14 protein-coding genes are annotated in these 12,906 nt (G+C 41.5%); 13 read left to right on the forward strand and 1 reads right to left on the reverse strand.

Features of this window, described 5'->3' with window-relative positions:
• Positions 1–7: 7 nt before the first annotated feature.
• The 7 genes from IQ283_RS17480 (at position 8) to spoVM (ending at position 5,811) form a co-directional block, all read left to right on the forward strand.
• The gene (locus tag IQ283_RS17480) at positions 8–766 is read left to right on the forward strand and encodes a Stp1/IreP family PP2C-type Ser/Thr phosphatase (RefSeq protein ID WP_194221381.1); all 759 of its coding nucleotides are present in this window, start codon (positions 8–10) and stop codon (positions 764–766) included.
• A complete protein-coding gene (gene pknB / locus IQ283_RS17485) occupies positions 760–2,802 on the forward strand; it encodes a Stk1 family PASTA domain-containing Ser/Thr kinase (RefSeq protein WP_194221382.1) in 2,043 nt (680 codons plus the stop codon). Before IQ283_RS17480 ends, pknB begins: the two co-directional genes overlap by 7 nt.
• 10 nt (positions 2,803–2,812) lie before the next feature.
• Entirely contained in the window at positions 2,813–3,700 is an 888-nt protein-coding gene (gene rsgA / locus IQ283_RS17490) for a ribosome small subunit-dependent GTPase A (RefSeq protein WP_194221383.1), read from the forward strand.
• Between the two features lie 2 nt (positions 3,701–3,702).
• On the forward strand, positions 3,703–4,350 hold the full coding sequence (gene rpe / locus IQ283_RS17495; RefSeq protein WP_194221384.1) for a ribulose-phosphate 3-epimerase: 648 nt from the start codon (positions 3,703–3,705) through the stop codon (positions 4,348–4,350).
• A 74-nt stretch (positions 4,351–4,424) separates the two neighbouring features.
• Entirely contained in the window at positions 4,425–4,976 is a 552-nt protein-coding gene (gene thiT / locus IQ283_RS17500; protein WP_194221385.1) for an energy-coupled thiamine transporter ThiT, read from the forward strand.
• Positions 4,973–5,629: a thiamine diphosphokinase gene (locus IQ283_RS17505; protein ID WP_194221386.1), complete on the forward strand. Its 657-nt coding sequence runs from the start codon at positions 4,973–4,975 to the stop codon at positions 5,627–5,629. Before thiT ends, IQ283_RS17505 begins: the two co-directional genes overlap by 4 nt.
• A gap of 98 nt (positions 5,630–5,727) precedes the next feature.
• Positions 5,728–5,811: a stage V sporulation protein SpoVM gene (gene spoVM, locus IQ283_RS17510; protein WP_048309835.1), complete on the forward strand. Its 84-nt coding sequence runs from the start codon at positions 5,728–5,730 to the stop codon at positions 5,809–5,811.
• Positions 5,812–5,857: 46 nt separating this feature from the next.
• Here the strand turns inward: spoVM and rpmB are convergent, their stop codons facing one another.
• A complete protein-coding gene (gene rpmB / locus IQ283_RS17515; RefSeq protein WP_098443343.1) occupies positions 5,858–6,043 on the reverse strand; it encodes a 50S ribosomal protein L28 in 186 nt (61 codons plus the stop codon).
• A 395-nt stretch (positions 6,044–6,438) separates the two neighbouring features.
• Here rpmB and IQ283_RS17520 point away from each other — a divergent pair, with 395 nt between their 5' ends.
• From IQ283_RS17520 to fapR, 6 genes are all read left to right on the forward strand, one after another.
• Positions 6,439–6,804, forward strand: a complete 366-nt coding sequence (locus tag IQ283_RS17520) for an Asp23/Gls24 family envelope stress response protein (RefSeq protein WP_194221387.1) — start codon at positions 6,439–6,441, stop codon at positions 6,802–6,804.
• A 22-nt stretch (positions 6,805–6,826) separates the two neighbouring features.
• Positions 6,827–8,503 (forward strand): DAK2 domain-containing protein, encoded by a 1,677-nt coding sequence (locus tag IQ283_RS17525; RefSeq protein ID WP_194221388.1) that lies wholly within the window; start codon positions 6,827–6,829, stop codon positions 8,501–8,503.
• A 107-nt stretch (positions 8,504–8,610) separates the two neighbouring features.
• Entirely contained in the window at positions 8,611–9,273 is a 663-nt protein-coding gene (sdaAB, locus tag IQ283_RS17530; RefSeq protein WP_194221389.1) for an L-serine ammonia-lyase, iron-sulfur-dependent subunit beta, read from the forward strand.
• Between the two features lie 20 nt (positions 9,274–9,293).
• Complete coding sequence (gene sdaAA / locus IQ283_RS17535) at positions 9,294–10,181, forward strand: L-serine ammonia-lyase, iron-sulfur-dependent, subunit alpha (RefSeq protein ID WP_194221390.1); 888 nt, start codon at positions 9,294–9,296, stop codon at positions 10,179–10,181.
• A gap of 10 nt (positions 10,182–10,191) precedes the next feature.
• Positions 10,192–12,222 carry an ATP-dependent DNA helicase RecG gene (gene recG / locus IQ283_RS17540; RefSeq protein ID WP_194221391.1) on the forward strand — a complete coding sequence of 677 codons (2,031 nt, stop codon included), beginning with the start codon at positions 10,192–10,194 and terminating at the stop codon, positions 12,220–12,222.
• Positions 12,223–12,344: 122 nt separating this feature from the next.
• Complete coding sequence (fapR, locus tag IQ283_RS17545; protein WP_194221392.1) at positions 12,345–12,902, forward strand: transcription factor FapR; 558 nt, start codon at positions 12,345–12,347, stop codon at positions 12,900–12,902.
• Positions 12,903–12,906 lie beyond the last annotated feature (4 nt).

Genomic DNA, 12,906 nt, shown 5'->3' on the forward strand with positions numbered 1-12,906 from the left:
TAATCACATGCAAGCAATAGCATTAACTGATCAAGGACAAGTAAGGGCATACAATGAAGATAGCACGAAGGTTGTGCACAATAGTCTAAATGAGTATCTCGTAATTGTTGCAGACGGGATGGGCGGTCATCAGGCAGGTGACGTTGCCAGTGCTCTAGCAGTTGAATCGATGGAAATGAGTTGGGAAGAAGAGAAAGCTGGATTTCGCCCGGGAAGAGCGGAAGCATGGCTATTACATACCATTCGTAAAGCGAATGAAACAATCCTAGCCTTTTCTAAAGAAAAACCTGAATATTCCGGAATGGGGACGACTCTTGTAGCAGCTATATGTACAAATGAGTTTATTACAATTGGTCATGTAGGCGATAGCCGTGCATATTTATTCGGCGATCGTGTTCTTGATCAAAAAACAAGTGATCATTCACTTGTGAATGAACTCGTAAAAAGTGGTCAGCTCTCAGAAGAAGAAGCAGAAGATCATCCTCGAAAAAATGTATTATTACGTGCGATTGGAACAGATGAAAACGTTAAGGTAGACGTGCATACCTTTGAATGGGATGAGAATCAATCGGCCCTTTTTTGCTCAGATGGTTTAACGAACAAAGTTTCTGATCGTGAATTAGAGGAAGTTATGAACTCTGACCGATCTCTCCACGAGAAGGGAACAGAACTCATTCGCTTAGCAAATGAAGCAGGCGGAGAAGATAACATCACAGTTGCGATTATTGAGAATTCCTCTATTTCTGGAAGTGAAGGCTCATGCTAGGAAAGCACATAAATGGACGTTACAAACTGCTTGAAGTCATTGGTGACGGCGGAATGGCAATCGTCTATCGAGCTTTAGATTTAATTCTGGATCGTACAGTTGCTGTCAAGCTGCTTCGGCCCGAATTTTCTCAAGATGATGATTTTATAAAGCGATTTCGAAGAGAAGCAGAATCTGCAACGAGTCTAGCTCATCCTAATATCGTTTCCATCTTTGATGTAGGGGAAGAAGAAGACTTCTACTATATCGTCATGGAATACGTACCGGGAACAACGCTTAAGCAAAAAATTCGCAACCGTGGAGCACTGCCGATTGAGGAAGCCATTGATATTATGAAGCAAATGACGTCCGCAATTGAGCATGCACATGAGAATCACATCATCCATCGAGATATCAAACCTCATAATATTCTAATAAACGACTACGGAGAAGCAAAAGTAACGGATTTTGGAATTGCGATGGCCGTGACATCTGCAACAATTACGCATACTAACTCCGTTCTTGGCTCTGTGCATTACTTCTCACCTGAGCAGGCGCGGGGCGCTGTAGCAAATGAACGGTCAGATATTTATTCTCTTGGTGTCGTTCTTTACGAAATGGTCACGGGTGTTCTTCCCTTTTCGGGTGATTCCCCCGTATCTGTTGCCCTAAAGCACTTACAAGATCGTTTTCCTAAACCAAGCCTAATTAACACTTCTCTTCCGAAAAACGTGGAACATATTATTATGAAAGCTATGGCAAAAGACCCTGTTCAACGCTACCAAAACGCGGAAGAGCTTTATGAAGCGCTTGAGATGTCGCTAAGTCCAACTAAAATTTACGATAAAGCACCTGAGCAGGATGATGCAGATGCCACAAAAGTGTTGGCACCAGTAACTCCTGGCCGTCTTGGTGACAAAATGCAGGAGACAAGGCCTCAAGAACCTGTGCAAACGACAGAGTCTGATGATCCGCCACCTAAAAAGAAGAAAAAGGCCGGTAAGATTGCTGTTATTGTTTTAGTGATTCTCCTCCTCTTAGGTGGTGCAGCCGCGCTTGCATTTACTTTTATTCCTGACCTCTTCTCAGTAAGTGATGTTGAAGTTCCTGATGTATCTGGAATGACTTATGAAGAAGCAAGATCAGCTTTAATTGAACAAAATCTAGATGTTAAAAAGGAAGAGCAATTTAGCGAAGAAGTCGAGGAAGATGATGTTATTAAGCAGGATCCAACATCAGGTACGATGGTGAAGGGAGATAGCACCGTTACTTTATATGTCAGTGAAGGGGCTGAAAAAACAGAGCTCGGTGATTATATAGGGAAACAGAAAGATGAAGTGGAAGCTTTATTAAAAGAACAGGGATTTAAGAATATAAAATTCGAAGACGAATACCGCGATTCTCCTGAAGGTGAAATATTTGATCAAAGTCCTGAAGCTGGGAAAATGGTCCTTCCAACAGAAGACGCAATCGTGATTTGGTATAGCTTAGGGCCTGGGGCATTTCCTCTTGAAGATTTAAAAGGTAAAACGAAAGCTGAAGCGGAAGAATATGCAGTCGACGAGAAGTTAAAGCTCGTATATGATGAGCCTGAATTTAGCGATTCTGTAGAAGAAGGATCCGTCCTATCTCACTCTCCAAGTACTGCTGCTCAAGTGAAAGAAGGCGATGAGATTACAATTACTTTATCGAAAGGTCCAGAGCCAGAACCGGAGCCAGAGCCAGAGCCAGAACCGGAGCAAGAACCAGAACCGGAGCCAGAACCAGAACCAGAACCTTCGCCGGAAGATGAGGCAATCGTTGTTCCAAATTCGTTTAAAATCGATGTAAAAAAGGGAGAAGAGCATTTAATTGAAATTCTCTATAAGGATTCAACGACAGAAGGAGAAGAAATCTCTGAAACGATTACAGAAACGAAAGAGATTAAGTTTGATTTAACCATTTACCCCGGTGAGGAAGCATCATACAAAACATATGTCGATGGGAAAGAAAAAAAGGAAAATTCGAAAACCATAACGTATGACGAAGCGAAACAAAAATATGGAAAAAATGAGTAAGGAGTCCTACATGGCAGATGGAAGAATAATTAAAGCGCTAAGTGGCTTTTATTACGTGCAGGATGAAGAGAATAAGGAAATTTATCAGTGCAGAGGAAGAGGGAATTTTCGGAAGCGAAAAATCACGCCACTTGTTGGTGATTTTGTAAGGTATGAAGCCGAGAACAAAACGGATGGCTATGTATTGGAAATAAAGGAGAGAGAAAACGAATTGGTTCGACCTCCTATTGCTAATATTGATCAGGCATTTCTTGTTTTCTCAGCAACACAACCTACGTTTAACACACAGCTTCTTGATAAATTTCTTGTGCACATTGAAGCTAGTGATATTCAGCCAATCATCTGTATTTCTAAGATTGATTTGGTTGCAGAGGCGGAAGAAAGTGAGATCATGGCCTATGCTGATGATTATCGTGAGATTGGGTATGACGTCATCGTTTCTTCTGCTCAAAGCCTTTCAGGCGTTTCAGAAATTGAGCCTCATTTCCAAGAAAAGGTAACGGTGTTTGCAGGTCAGTCAGGAGTAGGGAAGTCTTCCTTATTAAACGCTATTAATCCTGACCTTGAACTAGATACAAGTGATATATCGACTCACCTTGGCCGAGGAAAACATACGACGCGACATGTAGAACTTATTCCTTTCGGCTCAGGCCTTGTTGCAGATACTCCTGGATTTAGCTCATTGGATTTTAGAGGAATTGAAGCCGATGATCTTTGGCTCTACTTCCCAGAGATCAGAATGAAAAGCAGTGAATGTAAATTTCGCGCTTGCACCCACCAATCAGAGCCGGGTTGTGCAGTAAAAGTAGCCGTCGAAAAAGAAGAGATTCAAGCGTATCGCTATGACCATTATTCTTCTTTCTTCCAGGAAATTAAGGACCAAAAACGGAGGTATTAATTATGATAAAAATCGCCCCTTCTATTTTGGCATCAGACTTTGCCAGATTAGGTGAAGAAGTAAAAGACGTAGAAGCAGCAGGTGCTGACTATATTCACGTAGATGTGATGGACGGTCATTTTGTTCCGAACATTACGATTGGTGCACCAATCGTACGAGCTCTTCGTCCAGTGACATCACTACCGCTTGATGTTCATCTTATGATAGAAAATCCTGACCAATATATCGAAGAGTTTGCTGAAGCTGGAGCGGATATTTTGACCGTTCATGCAGAGGCTTGTCCACACCTCCACCGCACTATTCAGCTCATTAAAAGTAAAGGTGTGAAGGCGGGAGTTGTTATTAATCCTGCGACTCCGGTTGATTCCATTAAGCACGTGATTGAGGATGTAGATCTAGTCCTATTGATGACGGTCAACCCAGGCTTTGGAGGTCAAGCTTTTATTGAGAGAGTTCTTGCGAAGATTACGGAAACGAAGCAGCTAGCAGATTCTCATGGTGTAGCTCCTGAAATCGAAGTAGACGGTGGTGTGAACGCGGAGACGGCTCGTGCATGTATTGAAGCAGGTGCCACTGTTCTCGTAGCGGGTTCAGCCATTTATAATCAATCTGATCGGAAAGCAGCCATTGATCAGATACGTCAATCATAAAACAGCGGGGCTCCTCCCGCTGTTTTTTAATAAGACTTTATACAAAAGTTTAGGTTATGGAGGAATTATGATTCATGAAGAAAGATAATCGACTTCTTTTGCTTGTAGAAATAGCTTTAATGGCTGCGGTTGGAGTGATTTTAGACTTATTATCACTCAGGCTTTGGCCAAATGGCGGCTCTGTGTCGCTAGCTATGGTACCTATTTTTCTAATTGCTTATCGAAGAGGACTTGGTGCCGGTTTAACGACAGGGCTATTAGTTGGTATTTTACAACCTCTAATCGTGCCGCCTTTTTATGTGCATCCTATTCAATTTCTACTAGATTATCCAATTGCATTTATGGTTGTCGGTATGGCGGGGATTTTTAGTGTCAAAGTTGACGAGGCGAAACGGAAACGCATCACCATGATCATTCTTGGCTGTTTAACCGGATCATTGCTTCGACTTGTGAGTCATTTTATATCTGGGGTGATCTGGTTCGGCGAAATGGCACCAGAAGGTACCCCTGTGGCCTTATATTCCTTTCTTTATAATGCATCTTATTTGTTACCAACTGCTGCTGTATCAATTGTCGTCCTGGCGCTGCTCTCACATCAAGCACCTAAGCTGGTGCATGAGCAATGAGAAAGCCTATTTATATTGTTGCAGGAGGACCGGAAGAAGATCTTCCAACTCATCTTTTGACTGAAAGAAATGTAAGGTGGATTGGGGTCGATCGAGGCGTCTATACGCTTCTGAAAAACAACATTATTCCTGAACATGGATTTGGGGATTTTGACTCAGTAACCAATGAAGAAAGAGAATGGATGGAGTCACACGATTTATCGTTTACAGTCTATCCTTCTGAAAAGGACCACACAGATTTAGAAATCGCTCTTGATTGGGCCATCGATGAAGATCCTGAAGAGATTACAATGTATGGGGTAACAGGTGGTAGGCTTGATCATAGCTGGATGAACGTTCAGATGTTAATTAAGGGCGTGAAGTCACACGTGAAGCTTGCTATTGAGGATAAATTAAATCGATTGGAAATGAAAGAGCCTGGCACATATACTGTCCAAAAGGATCATCGTTTTCCCTATATGTCTTTTCTCTCCTTTACTCCTGAAGTCAAAGGCTTAACGCTAATTGGATATCGTTATCCCCTTAAGAATAGACATATTTCATGGGGGTCAAGTTTATGTATTAGCAATGAACTGATCGAGGAAAATGGGTCTTATTCATTTAATCAGGGCATACTATTGGTGGTAAGAAGTTCGGACGCCGAGCAGGTTTAGGTACTATTTTAATTTCGGCGAATATAATAGTAATGCATCTTATATTCTCATATTGTTCATCCTGGGGTCCATCTTTGACTTTCTGAGGAGGGGGAAATATGAAGTTCTATACGATTAAATTACCAAAGTTTCTCGGCGGGTTTGTGAGAGCAGTGCTAGGGTCTTTCAAAAAAAATGAATAGCTTAGAAACAAAAAAAGCACCCGTGTGGGTGCTTTTTTGCATGTTACTATGCGCGTTCGATTTTGCCTGATTTAAGAGCACGAGCAGATACATAAACTTTCTTAGGTTTACCATCTACCATGATGCGTACCTTTTGAAGGTTAGCACCAAATTTACGTTTAGTTGTATTCAACGCGTGAGAACGTTTGTTACCAAACGAAGTTTTGCGTCCAGTGATTGCACATTTAGCCATTGTTTCTACCTCCTTACTGTCCTACATTGCACAAGAAGTGCAGGATAAATCCTCCACTATAGTATCATGTAGGTGTAGTGAATGCAAGATGTTTAACACGTCTTATCAAGAAAAAAACTTAACAGTAAAAGCTTATCATATTAGAGGTTTTATACGATGAACTTTTATTATGACTAATAGTGTAGTAAAATAACGGTAGCTGTGCATAGGATTTATTTTATTTATTATTTTGGCTATGTAAGCTTATAGTGTTGAATTCTCGATTTTGGCTCATTTGCTTGAAACATTCGTTTTACTCATCGTTCAGTAACTTAGCCATTTTTTATGAACAGAATCTATACGAGGATAGAAGTAGTCAAAAGATCAGTACCCAAATCGCTAAGGGAGGAAATATAATGGCAATTGAAATGAAAACCCAATACGGACAGATTGATATTTCGACGGAAGTAGTCGCTGCGATTGCAGGTGGCGCTGCGATTGATTGTTATGGTATCGTTGGAATGGCTTCACAAAAGCAATTGAAAGATGGTATTACAGAACTATTGGGAAAAGATAACTTTAGCAGAGGGATTGTCGTTCGCAAAGAAGAAGACGACGACCTTAACATTGACATGTATATTATCGTGAGCTATGGTACTAAGATTTCTGAAGTAGCCCACAATGTGCAAACAAAAGTGAAATATCAGCTTGATCAAATGCTTGGGCTATCAATTGATTCAGTAAACATATACGTCCAAGGGGTTAGAGTAACGAACCCTTAAACGGAGTTAGGAGGAAAAGTCTGTGACGATTCAAAAGATTGATGGGAAGCGTTTTGCGCAAATGGTCCTTGAAGGAGCAAACAACCTTTCAAAGAATGCCAAGATGGTAGATGCGCTTAATGTTTTTCCAGTGCCGGATGGAGATACTGGTACAAACATGAACTTAACAATTACGTCTGGAGCAGCTGAAGTAAGATCGAGCAGCTCAGATAAAGTAGGAGATGTCGCATCTCTTTTTGCAAGAGGATTATTAATGGGCGCGCGAGGAAACTCTGGCGTAATTCTTTCTCAGCTATTTCGAGGATTTTCGAAATCGATCGAAGGAAAGTCTGAGATCACAAGTGTTGAACTAGCCGCTGCTCTTGAAAACGGGGTGGATTCTGCCTATAAAGCCGTTATGAAACCAGTGGAAGGTACAATTCTTACAGTAGCTAAAGACGCTGCTCGAAAAGCAGTGAAGTCTTCAAAGAAAATATCAGACGTGGTTGAATTAATGCAGGTAGTAGTTAAAGAGGGGAAAGAATCCCTCAATCGTACTCCTGATCTTCTTCCAGTTCTGAAAGAAGTCGGTGTCGTTGACTCAGGTGGCCAGGGACTTTTACTTATTTATGAAGGGTTTCTAGCGGTTCTAGAAGGAAAAGAAACGCCCGATTCATCCGTTGACCAAGAGAAAATGGACGAACTCGTTAGAGCTGAGCACCACAAAAGTGCGCAGGGTCATATGAAAACGGAAGACATTGAATTTGGTTACTGTACAGAGTTCATGGTTCAATTCGAAAATGAGAAGCTTGCCAAATCGCCATATGATGAGGAAGCATTCCGAAACGAACTCGATAAACATGGGGATTCGCTTTTGGTTGTATCTGACGAAGATCTCGTTAAAGTACATATGCATACAGAGTACCCGGGAAATATTATGACGTATGCACAGAATTACGGGAGCTTAATTAAAATTAAGATTGAGAATATGCGTGAGCAGCATTCTACAATCTTAAAAGAAGAACGTCCCGAGCCTGTTAAGCAGGAGAAGCCGGCGGAACGAAAAAAATACGCAATTATTACGGTTTCCATGGGAGACGGGATCGCTACTTTGTTTGAAAGCTTAGGTGCGAATTATGTGATCCCAGGTGGCCAGACGATGAACCCAAGTACCGAAGATATCATTAAAGCGATTGAAGAAGTTTATGCTGAGAATATTATTATCTTACCGAATAATAGTAATATTGTGATGACTGCACAGCAGGCAGCTTCAGTCGTAGATGAGAATGTAATTGTGATTCCTTCTAAAACAGTTCCTCAAGGTATTTCTAGTCTTCTTGGCTTCAATCCATCGGTTGATCCTGAAGCTAATGAGGAAGCAATGAAAGAAAGCCTTTCATCTGTTAAATCAGGACAAGTTACGTTTGCGGTTAGAGATACAAAGATTGATGGTATCGATATTACAAAAGATGATTTCATGGGAATCGCAGATGGCAAAATTATTGTTTCTGAAAAGGAACGTCTTGAAGTCGCGAAGTCGCTTCTGTCTTCTATGATTACCGAAGATGATGAAATCGTTACGATCATATATGGTGAAGATACAGATCAAGAAGAAGCTGAAAGTATTGTTGCTTATATTGAAGAGCAGTTTGATGAAGTAGAAGTAGAACTTCACGAAGGTAAACAGCCGATATATAGCTATATCATGGCAGTGGAATAAATGTTTCATATTTGCAGAAAAAGAAACGTGGCTTGAGCCAGGTTTTCTTTTTCTGTAAAGAACATCTTTTGTGAGATAAAGTGTATATGGTGAAAGGTGGCATCAATGTGAAGTTTCGCAGTGTTTTTGACATTATTGGTCCTGTTATGATTGGTCCTTCAAGCTCCCATACGGCTGGAGCAGCAAGAATTGGTCGAGTTGCTAGACATTTGTTTGGTCGTGAGCCAAAGACGATTACAATTTCTCTTTATGGTTCATTTGCAAGAACGTACAAAGGACACGGTACGGATGTTGCCCTAGTCGGTGGCGTGCTTGATTTTGATACTTACGATGAGCGAATAGTGAATGCGCTTACAATTGCAAAAGAGAAGAAAATCAAAGTTCGTTTTACTGAAGAGGATGCCTTAACAGATCACCCTAATACTGCTCGAATTCATCTCACTGATGAGAAGGGTGAACTTGAGCTTGTCGGGATCTCGATAGGTGGAGGTAAAATCGAAGTCATTGAGTTAAATGGGTTTGCGCTCGGTCTTTCAGGGAACAGTCCAGCTATTCTTGTAGTCCATAATGATCGTTTCGGTGCCATTGCAGGTGTATCTAATACGTTAGCAAAGCATGAAATTAATATCGGTCATATGAACGTTTCACGAAAAGAAAAGGGCAAGGAAGCATTGATGACGATTGAAGTGGATCAAAATATCCCTCAAGTTGTATTAGATGAGGTTGAGTTGTTACCGAATATTATTCAAGTCGCAAAAATTAGCGATTAAGATATAGAGGAGGAATGGGTATGTTTCGTAACGTAGCAGAACTAGTAGAATTAGCGCAATCGAAAAATAAACCAATTTCTGAAATTATGATTGAACAGGAAATGGACTTCAGAGGAAATACCCGAGAAGAAGTTTATGCTCAAATGAAAAATAACCTTGTTGTTATGGAGCAAGCGGTTGAACGGGGAATTAATGAGGATGTTCGCTCTCATTCAGGATTAACTGGCGGAGATGCAGTGCTGCTTCAAAACTATATGAAGACAGGGAATTCACTATCCGGACAAACAATGCTTGATGCGGTAAGTAAAGCGATCGCTACGAATGAAGTGAATGCAGCGATGGGAACCATTTGTGCGACGCCAACAGCAGGGTCTGCAGGAGTGGTACCTGGGACACTCTTCGCAATTCGGGAGAAAGTGAATCCTACAGAAGAGCAGATGGTGAGATACCTCTTTACTTCAGGAGCATTTGGGTTTGTTGTAGCTAATAATGCTTCCATTTCAGGTGCTGCAGGTGGCTGTCAGGCTGAAGTAGGATCAGCAACTGGGATGGCTGCGGCAGCGATTGTAGAATTAATGGGTGGTACTCCTGAACAATCTTCTCATGCGTTTGCGATTGCACTTAAGAACATGCTTGGTCTTGTATGTGACCCTGTAGCTGGACTTGTCGAGGTTCCTTGCGTTAAGCGAAATGCCATGGGCGCTTCCAACGCACTAGTTGCAGCAGATATGTCTCTTGCAGGTATTACGAGTCGCATTCCATGTGATGAAGTGATTGATGCAATGTACAAAATTGGGCAATCTATGCCTTCTACTCTTCGAGAAACGGCTCAAGGAGGACTTGCAGCAACGCCAACTGGCCGAGAGTTAGAAGCGAAAATATTTGGAGTATCCCTTGATAGGAAATGAGTGAAGATCAATGGACGATCGGATTACACAGATAAAAGGAATTGGTGATGAGAAAGCAGCGTCTATTTCATCAATCGGCATAAACAGAATACAAGATTTAATTGAATATTTTCCATTTCGCTATGAAGATTATGAGTTGAAAGATCTCGCTGATGTGAAACATGAAGAGCGAGCTACACTTGAAGGGAAAGTTCATAGTGAACCGGTAGTTCGCTTTTATGGAAAGAAAAAATCACGATTGTCCGTAAGGCTGTTAGTAGGGAAATTCCTCATAACAGCCGTTTTTTTTAATCGTGCTTTTCTAAAAAAGCAGTTTACGTTAGGACAGATTGTTACCGTTACTGGCAAATGGGATCAACATAAAATGACGCTTTCAGCAAATGAAATCACGTTCTCCAGTCATAACCCAGACGGTACAATTGAGCCGATCTATCCTGTAGGTGGAGACGTGACGGTGAAGGCAATGAAGCGATATATCCAGCTTGCTTTGAATCAGTTTGGAGAACAAATTGAAGAAAACCTTCCACCTCAAATGCTTGAAAGGTATAAGTTGATGCCAAGGAAGGATGCCGTCTTAATGATGCATTCGCCTCCTTCTCATGAAGGACTTAAGCAAGCGAGACGTCGTTTTGTTTATGAAGAACTACTCCAATTTCAGTTAAAAATGCAGATTTTCCGAAAAAGGGAACGTGAAAGCACTGAAGGAGCTTCTCAAGTTTTTGAAAAAGAAAAATTAGAGGAGTTTGTTCAAAGCCTTCCTTTTCCATTAACAGGCGCACAAAATCGCGTAGTAGGAGAGATATTGAAGGATATGGAAAGCTCCTATCGCATGAATCGCCTGCTCCAAGGTGATGTAGGTTCTGGTAAAACTGTAGTAGCGGCTATTGGCTTATATGCATCTTACTTAGCTGGTCACCAGGGGGCGTTAATGGTTCCGACGGAAATTCTAGCAGAACAGCATTACGAATCATTTCAGGATCTCCTAGGTAACAGACTAAAGGTGGAACTATTAACTGGGTCTGTGAAAGGTAAGAAGCGTAGAGAGATACTTGAACGACTCGCGGTTGGAGAAGTGGATCTATTAATTGGGACACATGCGTTAATACAAGATGAAGTGGTATTTCAAAATCTTGGCCTAGTTATTACGGATGAACAGCATCGGTTTGGAGTAGGACAGCGCAGAGTGCTAAGAGAAAAGGGATTAAGTCCGGATGTTCTTTATATGACGGCAACACCTATCCCAAGGACGCTTGCTATTTCGGTATTTGGTGATATGGATGTTTCGACGATAGATGAAATGCCTGCAGGGCGTAAACCAATTGAGACATATTGGGCAAAGCCAGGAATGCTACCGCGTGTTATCGATTTTGTGAAAAAAGAATTAGATCATGGCAGACAGGGCTATGTGATCTGCCCGCTTATTGAAGAATCAGAGAAGTTGGATGTACAAAATGCGATTGATGTTCATTTTCAAATGCAAACAGCATTGCCTGACTATCAAGTAGGTTTAATGCATGGACGTCTAAGCTCAGATGAAAAGGAAGCCGTAATGGAGGAATTCAGTACGAATGACGTCCAGCTTCTTGTATCTACAACGGTTGTTGAGGTTGGGGTAAACGTCCCAAATGCGACAATTATGGTAATCTATGATGCAGAACGATTTGGCCTTGCTCAACTTCATCAACTGAGAGGTCGAGTAGGTCGTGGAAGTGAGCAATCTTATTGCATATTACTAGCAGATCCGAAATCTGAAGTAGGCAAAGAGCGAATGCAAATTATGACAGAATCGAATGATGGCTTTGTTCTTTCTCAGCGTGATTTAGAACTTCGAGGACCTGGAGACTTTTTTGGACGTAAACAAAGTGGTTTGCCTGAATTTAAAGTAGCCGACCTGGTGCATGATTATCGCGTGCTAGAAGTAGCTCGAAATGATGCAGCTGCTCTCGTAGAGTCCACCGCATTTTGGGAAGATGGGACATACCGCAGTTTACGAGACTATCTGACAGAGCAGGGCGTTTTAAGTGGAGAAAAATTGGATTAGCTTGCATAATCAACATGCTCGGTATATACTACCTTTTAGGACCTAGTCATAAGACTGAGATAAAGAGGATCAACTTGATCCTCTTTATCCGTTTATTAATGCTAGATAGGCGGCGGTAGTATATGAAGAGGAGTAAGAAAGATCGGCAAAGTCAGCTAAAGGAAACGATTGAGAGCACTCCCTTTATCACAGATGAGGAGCTTGCTGATAAATTTAATGTAAGCATTCAAACCATCAGACTGGATCGTCTTGAGCTCTCCATTCCAGAATTAAGAGAGCGAATTAAGTATGTGGCACAACAGCAGCTTGATGAGGTGAAAGCACTTCCGATTGATGAAGTAATCGGTCAGGTGGTCGATTTACAGCTTGATGAAAGTGCAATTTCCATATTGGACATTCGCCCTGAACACGTTTTTTCAAGAAACAAAATCGCAAGAGGACATCACCTTTTTGCGCAGGCGAATTCACTTGCTGTTGCTATAATTGATGATGAGCTTGCACTGACAGCAAAAGCAAATATTCGCTTTTCAAGTCAGGTTAATGAAGGAGAGCGAGTAGTTGCGAAAGCTGTAGTGACAGATCAACGGAAAGACCGGACAACGGTTGAAGTTAATAGCTTCGTCCAGAATGAGAATGTCTTTTCTGGTGAATTTGTCATGTATCGCTCGACTAAATCCTGAAGGG

The organism is Pseudalkalibacillus hwajinpoensis (assembly GCF_015234585.1).
In the GTDB taxonomy this organism is placed as follows: domain Bacteria; phylum Bacillota; class Bacilli; order Bacillales; family Guptibacillaceae; genus Guptibacillus; species Guptibacillus hwajinpoensis_B.

Coding starts and splice junctions, on each gene's coding strand:
- pknB (WP_194221382.1), top strand. CDS start 760: ATGCTAGGAAAGCACATAAATGGACGTTACAAACTGCTTGAAGTCATT.
- IQ283_RS17520 (WP_194221387.1), top strand. CDS start 6,439: ATGGCAATTGAAATGAAAACCCAATACGGACAGATTGATATTTCGACG.
- spoVM (WP_048309835.1), top strand. CDS start 5,728: ATGAAGTTCTATACGATTAAATTACCAAAGTTTCTCGGCGGGTTTGTG.
- rpe (WP_194221384.1), top strand. CDS start 3,703: ATGATAAAAATCGCCCCTTCTATTTTGGCATCAGACTTTGCCAGATTA.
- fapR (WP_194221392.1), top strand. CDS start 12,345: ATGAAGAGGAGTAAGAAAGATCGGCAAAGTCAGCTAAAGGAAACGATT.
- rsgA (WP_194221383.1), top strand. CDS start 2,813: ATGGCAGATGGAAGAATAATTAAAGCGCTAAGTGGCTTTTATTACGTG.
- sdaAA (WP_194221390.1), top strand. CDS start 9,294: ATGTTTCGTAACGTAGCAGAACTAGTAGAATTAGCGCAATCGAAAAAT.
- recG (WP_194221391.1), top strand. CDS start 10,192: ATGGACGATCGGATTACACAGATAAAAGGAATTGGTGATGAGAAAGCA.
- rpmB (WP_098443343.1), bottom strand. CDS start 6,043: ATGGCTAAATGTGCAATCACTGGACGCAAAACTTCGTTTGGTAACAAA.
- thiT (WP_194221385.1), top strand. CDS start 4,425: ATGAAGAAAGATAATCGACTTCTTTTGCTTGTAGAAATAGCTTTAATG.
- IQ283_RS17505 (WP_194221386.1), top strand. CDS start 4,973: ATGAGAAAGCCTATTTATATTGTTGCAGGAGGACCGGAAGAAGATCTT.
- IQ283_RS17480 (WP_194221381.1), top strand. CDS start 8: ATGCAAGCAATAGCATTAACTGATCAAGGACAAGTAAGGGCATACAAT.